This is a genomic window from Shewanella sp. ZOR0012 (genome assembly GCF_000798835.1).
Classification (GTDB): Bacteria; Pseudomonadota; Gammaproteobacteria; order Enterobacterales; family Shewanellaceae; genus Shewanella; species Shewanella xiamenensis.
Genome location: NZ_JTLE01000094.1, coordinates 2,156,010 through 2,162,194 on the forward strand (window position 1 = coordinate 2,156,010; position 6,185 = coordinate 2,162,194).

The window sequence follows — 6,185 nt, forward strand, 5'->3', positions numbered from 1 at the left end:
CTATAACAACAATTTTATGATGTGTTTAGTAAGGGCTTTAACCTGAGAATCAAAATTATTCTATTTTTCGTGGCGGTTTATTATGCTCTTTGATCGTAGAGCTGTTTTGTTGAGAAGTTTTTACGGTCGCACCATCAACTGTTTTTACGTTTGAACGCATGGCATTTATCATATTAATAAGATCCACAGATTTGTTGATTTTAGCCTTACTATTTGATGTAAAAACCTCCTTATGCAAACGCGATTGCGATTTTAATTTATCGACTTCTGCTTTTAACTGACTAACAAGATTGTCTTTTGAATGAACATTTCCTTTTGAAGCTTCAAGTTCATTGAACAAGCGATCAATTTCACCAATGTTTTGTTCATTTTCTTCTTTTATTCTAGCGTTTTCATTTGCAAATTCAGTGAGTTGTGCTGCGGTTGCTTTAAGCTCAGTTACTAATTCCTTAACGAAAGTGCCCATTTCGTCTGCGCTACCAGCAAGTCTATTAAAAATTCTTAGGAAATATGAAACCTGTTCATTATCTGAGAAATTAGGGTATCTAACTTTATGATCAATTTCACTCCAACCTTCTTCGAAGATTGTCCTTACTTGAACTTCTGTGTATATCTTTTGTTTTAATGGAGTAGATTCAAAAACATAATGGATAGAACGATATCCTGCTGGATGTTGCTTAACTTCAAATCTCTCAAGGTCAGTAGTCTCGTCGTCTCCGCTTCTTACGTAGTAGACTGGTTGTTCTTTTGTTGTCCAAAGATTACGAAGATATTCATCAATTCCAAAACAATCATCTTTAAATAAATGAAGTGCTCTCACTCCAACTAAATCGGTAACTATGTCGTGATAATTATCTACATTAATCCCTAAGTAAATCTCATTGTATGTGTCGCTGCCTTCAATAGTTTTTCTGACAATTTTTTCCATCAAGTGTTCGGGATCTTTAACACGCCACCTAACAGAATGAACCTTTGGGCACCTCTGGATCATTCGTGCAAATAGTTCAGCACTTTCTTTCCTTTCCTCAAGCTTTGCTTGATGGTCTGCACCTATTTTTTGCAACGTTGACCAGTCAATTTTTGATTTGTCCCAATCTTCAGTTGAGATATTATTCTTTTTTAGAAAGCTTTCTTCGTTCATGTTATTAATTTCTTCCATTTCGCGCTCCGATTACTGTTCATCATACTATTAAAAGCATTCTATCGCGTTATGTAGATATGGCAAGAAGTAGGGAGGTAACTAGCTGTTTTTAAATGAGGTTTGTGAAGTAGTGCAGAGGGCGTTACTATAAGTGCAATACGTATTACACGACTGCAATGGTTTGTAGGCTTACCCCTTACTATAACAACAAAATACAGATGTGTTTAGTAAGGGCTTATGCTAGCTTTCAGCTTCACCTTTTTCGCGTTTTACCCAGTCACGGCCATGACCAGCCTCACCACAAGTAGTGCAAACATAATCACCAGTAGCAGCACCTAAGTGATACTCTTTAGATAGGTCAGGATGGTTGCATGGTTTATTGCCCCATTTCGCCCTTAGTTCTCTTGCTTCCTTTTCTTGCATTTTAAACTCCCTTGATTAAAGTTGATTGTGATTTTCTACTATCACATTTCCTGTATCACGTTCTTTATAGACGGTTTGATTAAACTCAACCTGAACAAGTTTGTCTCCCCTCATTTTCAAACGATAGAAATCTAAGCCACCGAAGTAAATCTCAGTATCATCATCGTAGAGCCTTATCATTTCTTTAAGCTCACCAATTGTTAAAGTCATACTGCACCTTCCTTAGTTCAAATATTTTGTTAGAAGCATTCTATCGCGTTAGCAAGATATGGCAATAAGTAGAGAGGTAACTAGCTGTTTTAAAATGAGGTTTGCGATACCGTTCTAGAGGTATTACTAGCAACTTGATCCACAATTGGAATTTGACACTGTCACAGATTTCAAACCATTTTAAGGGGCGTTGAGAAAACTACATCAATAACCAAACACCGAATTAAGAACAACCTCTATTTAGTTTATGGTGCCCAGCGCCGTAAGCATTGGGCACATATTGGGAAATGAGCTTAATTAAATAGAGAAGAGTTAAACCACATCAATATCGCCGGCGCAGGCGAATACATGATTTGGGCGGAAGGGTTCTTTATCGATATCTTCAAGTTTACTTACGCCGCTGGTAACCAGAATGGTCTCAAGTCCGGCTTGGAAGCCTGCCAAGATATCGGTACGCATATTGTCGCCGATGATCACGGTATTTTCGGAATGACCGTCAATATGATTGAGCGCCGAGCGGATAATCCATGAACTCGGTTTACCGACGTAGAAAGGCTTTTTGCCGGTAATACGCTCAATCGGTGAACACAGCGCGCCGCAGGCGGGACTGTAAGCGGGGCCGTGAGTGTCGGGATTGGTGGCGATAAAACGGGCGCCACGGGCGACGAATCCGGCAGCCTTATGGATCATATCCCAATTGTAGGAACGGGTTTCGCCAACAATCACAAAATCGGGATTAATGTCGGTAATAGTAAAACCGGCTTTATAGAGTTCATGGGTGAGGGCACCTTCACCAATCACAAAGGCTTTACTACCCTCTTGATGTTTTAAAAAGTCGGCGGTAGCCATGGCCGAGGTATAAAAACATTCTTCTGGGATGTCTATCCCTGCTGCGCTAAGGCGGTTTTGCAGATCTTTGCCTGTTTGTACCGGATAGTTAGTGAGAATGACAAGGGGATTGCCTTGCTGGAGAATGCGCTGGATAAATTTATCACTGCCGGGGATCAGCTTATTGTCGTGCAGGAGTACACCATCGATATCGCAGATAATATTTTTCATCTAATAATCTCTTTTATGCCGAACAAAATCACTTTTCGTTAGCTTATCTAATGCCACATTAGTGCATAAAACAATGGTTTTGTATGTCATAGCCCAAAAAAAAGAGACCTTTAAGGTCTCTTCTTCAAATATTCAGAGATTAATCGGGTGCGTAACCATTAGGTCCGATGAGCGTGCCATCAAGATAGGCTTGGCCGTCTTGCATTTTTAGGCGTTGATGGCTAAACCATTTCACCACTAGGGGGTAAATAGCATGCTCTTGCTCGTGGACACGCGCAGCGAGCATCTCTGCGGTATCGTCTTCATAAACTGGGACTTTCGCCTGTAAAATCACCGGACCAGCATCTAGCACTGGGGTAACAAAATGCACACTTGCGCCATGTTCTGTTTCTTTGGCATCAATGGCACGTTGGTGGGTGTGTAATCCGGTAAATTTGGGCAGCAATGAAGGGTGGATATTGATCATGCGACCTAAATAATGATTCACGAATTCATCGGTTAGAATGCGCATAAATCCAGCCAACACGATTAAATCCGGTTGGTATTGTTCAATTGCGGCCATTAACCGTGCATCGTAATCAGAGCGAGATTCACCTGTGCGAGCAATCACGCAGCTGGTATCAATTTCACTATGATGGGCACGAACTAGGCCGTAGGCATCGGGTTTATTACTGATCACTCCGACAACTTCGGCTTGCAAATTATCGTCACAACCGTCGATAACGGCTTGAAGATTACTGCCATTTCCGGAAATTAATACAACTACACGACAGCTTTGGGGCATTACAGGATCTCCACTTGCTCTTCATTGCCTTCGCGAGCAGCGATAGCACCGATAAGCCATGCTTGTTCGCCTTCCGCTGCAAGCAGCGCAAGTGCGGCATCCACTTTATCGGCTGGCAGCGCAACGATCATGCCGACACCACAGTTAAAGGTACGGTACATTTCATATTCTGCAATGTTACCGTTTTCCATTAACCAATTGAAAACAGCAGGCCATTGCCATGAATCACCTTGGATAACGGCTTTGCAGTTTTCAGGCAGTACGCGAGGAATGTTCTCCCAAAAACCACCGCCAGTGATGTGTGCCATTGCGTGCACGTCTGATGCTTCGATCAGCTTGAGCAATGATTTAACGTAAATTTTGGTTGGTTCTAACAGATGTTGGATCAATGGCTTGCCATTGAGATCCTGTTGAGGGTCCGCTTGGCTGACTTCTAATACTTTACGAATTAATGAATAGCCATTTGAATGTGGACCGCTTGAAGCTAAGGCGATCAGTGCATCACCCGCGGCCACTTTACTCCCGTCAATGATGTCGGCCTTTTCAACCACGCCCACACAGAAACCTGCGAGGTCGTAATCTTCACCTTCATACATGCCTGGCATTTCAGCGGTTTCGCCGCCGATTAACGCACAACCAGATTGGAAACAACCTTCGCCGATGCCGTTAACAACAGAAGTTGCTGTTTCAACATCGAGCTTGCCTGTTGCGTAGTAATCGAGGAAAAACAATGGCTCAGCGCCTTGAACGATCAAATCGTTCACACACATGGCCACTAAGTCGATACCGACTGTGTCGTGTTTTTTGTAATCGATAGCTAAACGCAATTTAGTACCAACACCATCGGTGCCTGACACTAAAACAGGTTGCTTGTATTTAGTGGGTAATTCACACAATGCGCCAAAACCACCTAAGTTGCCCATTACCTCTGGACGACGGGTACGTTTAACAGCCGCTTTAATGTTATTTACCAGTGCATTACCAGCATCAATATCAACGCCAGCGTCTTTATAGCTCAGTGGGGTAGGAGTGCTCACGGAGGATCCTCTCGGGTACATCGTTATTGGATTTTTATGCGGCGGTATTCTATCAGCTTGTGCTAGGGGTCGAAAGTCATGATTTGGATTTATCAGTATCTCTGAAGTTTTTTTAGCTTCACAGGGGGATATTTCACATTTTCAATCTAGTGATTGGTCATAAAATAGTGTGTTAGTGGGCGTATCTTAAGCGATAAGCAATAATTCTTGCGATATTGCTCACGATTAGTCCGAATGGAAAAACTTTATGTTTTACCCAATAAACAAATCATCTAAAATCTGAAAAATTTGCCTAAGATAATTCGCGAACAATAGTAGGAGAGAAAAATGAAAGTTGTCGAGGTTAAACACCCGTTAGTGCGTCACAAAATCGGCTTAATGCGTGAAGGTGACATTAGCACTAAACGTTTCCGTGAGCTAGCCGCAGAAGTCGGCAGCTTGTTAACCTATGAAGCTACCGCAGATTTCGAAACCGAAACTGTTACGATTGAAGGCTGGAATGGTCCGGTAGATGTGGATCAGATCAAAGGCAAGAAAGTGACTGTTGTGCCTATCTTGCGTGCGGGTTTAGGCATGATGGACGGTGTACTTGAGCATATTCCAAGTGCGCGTATTTCGGTTGTGGGTATCTACCGCGACGAAGAAACCCTAGAACCTGTGCCATATTTTGAAAAGCTGGCCAGCGACATGAACGAGCGTATCGCGCTGATTGTTGACCCTATGCTGGCAACTGGTGGCTCGATGATTGCGACTATCGACCTGCTGAAAAAACGCGGTTGTACCTCAATTAAAGCCTTAGTGTTAGTTGCCGCGCCCGAAGGGCTCAAAGCCCTTGAAGCGGCTCACCCGGATGTTGAGCTGTATACTGCCGCAATCGACAGATGCTTAAACGAGAAGGGCTATATCCTGCCTGGTTTAGGTGATGCGGGCGATAAGATTTTTGGGACGAAATAATGTTCTGATGGCTTAAATGCTATCTCGATTTGACAAGGGGGCTTAGGCTCCCTTTTTGTTTTTTATGATTCCATTTTTGCCGACTCGTTCTACAGTTAACGATAAGATTAATTTTGACAGAATGCGTTTTGCGCGGCGCAGTAGGTTTGCAATAAATCGATTTAACTCAGGTCATCATCGGGGATTATGATGGTTTCAAAACTAAGTTGGTCACTTGTTCGCCAATCTTGTTCATTGGCTACCTTGATATTTGTTGTGTTACTGCTGGTCCTTTTACCCTTGCGAATAGAGAAAGAACACAGGGCATTTGTCAAATTTGTACGGGCGAAACACGTGGTGCCAAGTTATTTAGAGTTGCTTGGTAAGAGCTTATCTTTACACGATATTATTGATTTTGATAGTGCGCTACTTACACCATTTAAGCTTGATTCCTCCCGCTTATTATTGCCTTCAGGCGGTGCTTTATCACCAGAAGAAGAGCTGATCCTGCGCTATTTTGACTGTACTGGTCAACCCAAACTGGACACTTTTACTTGAGAATTCTCAAACTCTACAGGTGACAGATCGTCATTAGCAG

General features: G+C 42.6%; 8 protein-coding genes. 2 read left to right on the forward strand and 6 right to left on the reverse strand.

Features of this window, described 5'->3' with window-relative positions:
- Nucleotides 1-55: 55 nt before the first annotated feature.
- The 6 genes from L976_RS11035 to purM form a co-directional block, all read right to left on the reverse strand.
- Entirely contained in the window at nucleotides 56-1,159 is a 1,104-nt protein-coding gene (locus L976_RS11035; protein WP_197062275.1) for a RelA/SpoT domain-containing protein, read from the reverse strand.
- 222 nt (nucleotides 1,160-1,381) lie between these two features.
- On the reverse strand, nucleotides 1,382-1,564 hold the full coding sequence (locus L976_RS11040) for a hypothetical protein (RefSeq protein WP_047536731.1): 183 nt from the start codon (nucleotides 1,562-1,564) through the stop codon (nucleotides 1,382-1,384).
- 15 nt (nucleotides 1,565-1,579) lie between these two features.
- Nucleotides 1,580-1,774, reverse strand: a complete 195-nt coding sequence (locus tag L976_RS11045; RefSeq protein ID WP_047536734.1) for a hypothetical protein — start codon at nucleotides 1,772-1,774, stop codon at nucleotides 1,580-1,582.
- A 312-nt stretch (nucleotides 1,775-2,086) separates the two neighbouring features.
- A complete protein-coding gene (locus L976_RS11050) occupies nucleotides 2,087-2,833 on the reverse strand; it encodes an HAD-IIA family hydrolase (protein ID WP_037419391.1) in 747 nt (248 codons plus the stop codon).
- A 139-nt stretch (nucleotides 2,834-2,972) separates the two neighbouring features.
- Nucleotides 2,973-3,617, reverse strand: a complete 645-nt coding sequence (gene purN, locus L976_RS11055) for a phosphoribosylglycinamide formyltransferase (RefSeq protein ID WP_047536737.1) — start codon at nucleotides 3,615-3,617, stop codon at nucleotides 2,973-2,975.
- Nucleotides 3,617-4,654: a phosphoribosylformylglycinamidine cyclo-ligase gene (gene purM / locus L976_RS11060; RefSeq protein ID WP_023267860.1), complete on the reverse strand. Its 1,038-nt coding sequence runs from the start codon at nucleotides 4,652-4,654 to the stop codon at nucleotides 3,617-3,619. Before purM ends, purN begins: the two co-directional genes overlap by 1 nt.
- 327 nt (nucleotides 4,655-4,981) lie before the next feature.
- Between purM and upp the strand changes: the two genes are divergently transcribed.
- Together upp and L976_RS11070 are read left to right on the forward strand one after the other, a co-directional pair.
- Nucleotides 4,982-5,608 (forward strand): uracil phosphoribosyltransferase, encoded by a 627-nt coding sequence (gene upp / locus L976_RS11065; RefSeq protein ID WP_023267861.1) that lies wholly within the window; start codon nucleotides 4,982-4,984, stop codon nucleotides 5,606-5,608.
- A 189-nt stretch (nucleotides 5,609-5,797) separates the two neighbouring features.
- A complete protein-coding gene (locus L976_RS11070) occupies nucleotides 5,798-6,145 on the forward strand; it encodes a hypothetical protein (protein ID WP_047536740.1) in 348 nt (115 codons plus the stop codon).
- Nucleotides 6,146-6,185 lie beyond the last annotated feature (40 nt).

Bases quoted from the DNA above. Each gene is read 5' to 3' on its own strand.
- L976_RS11035 (WP_197062275.1), bottom strand. From the start codon at position 1,159: ATGGAAGAAATTAATAACATGAACGAAGAAAGCTTTCTAAAAAAGAAT.
- L976_RS11040 (WP_047536731.1), bottom strand. From the start codon at position 1,564: ATGCAAGAAAAGGAAGCAAGAGAACTAAGGGCGAAATGGGGCAATAAA.
- L976_RS11045 (WP_047536734.1), bottom strand. From the start codon at position 1,774: ATGACTTTAACAATTGGTGAGCTTAAAGAAATGATAAGGCTCTACGAT.
- L976_RS11050 (WP_037419391.1), bottom strand. From the start codon at position 2,833: ATGAAAAATATTATCTGCGATATCGATGGTGTACTCCTGCACGACAAT.
- purN (WP_047536737.1), bottom strand. From the start codon at position 3,617: ATGCCCCAAAGCTGTCGTGTAGTTGTATTAATTTCCGGAAATGGCAGT.
- upp (WP_023267861.1), top strand. From the start codon at position 4,982: ATGAAAGTTGTCGAGGTTAAACACCCGTTAGTGCGTCACAAAATCGGC.
- L976_RS11070 (WP_047536740.1), top strand. From the start codon at position 5,798: ATGGTTTCAAAACTAAGTTGGTCACTTGTTCGCCAATCTTGTTCATTG.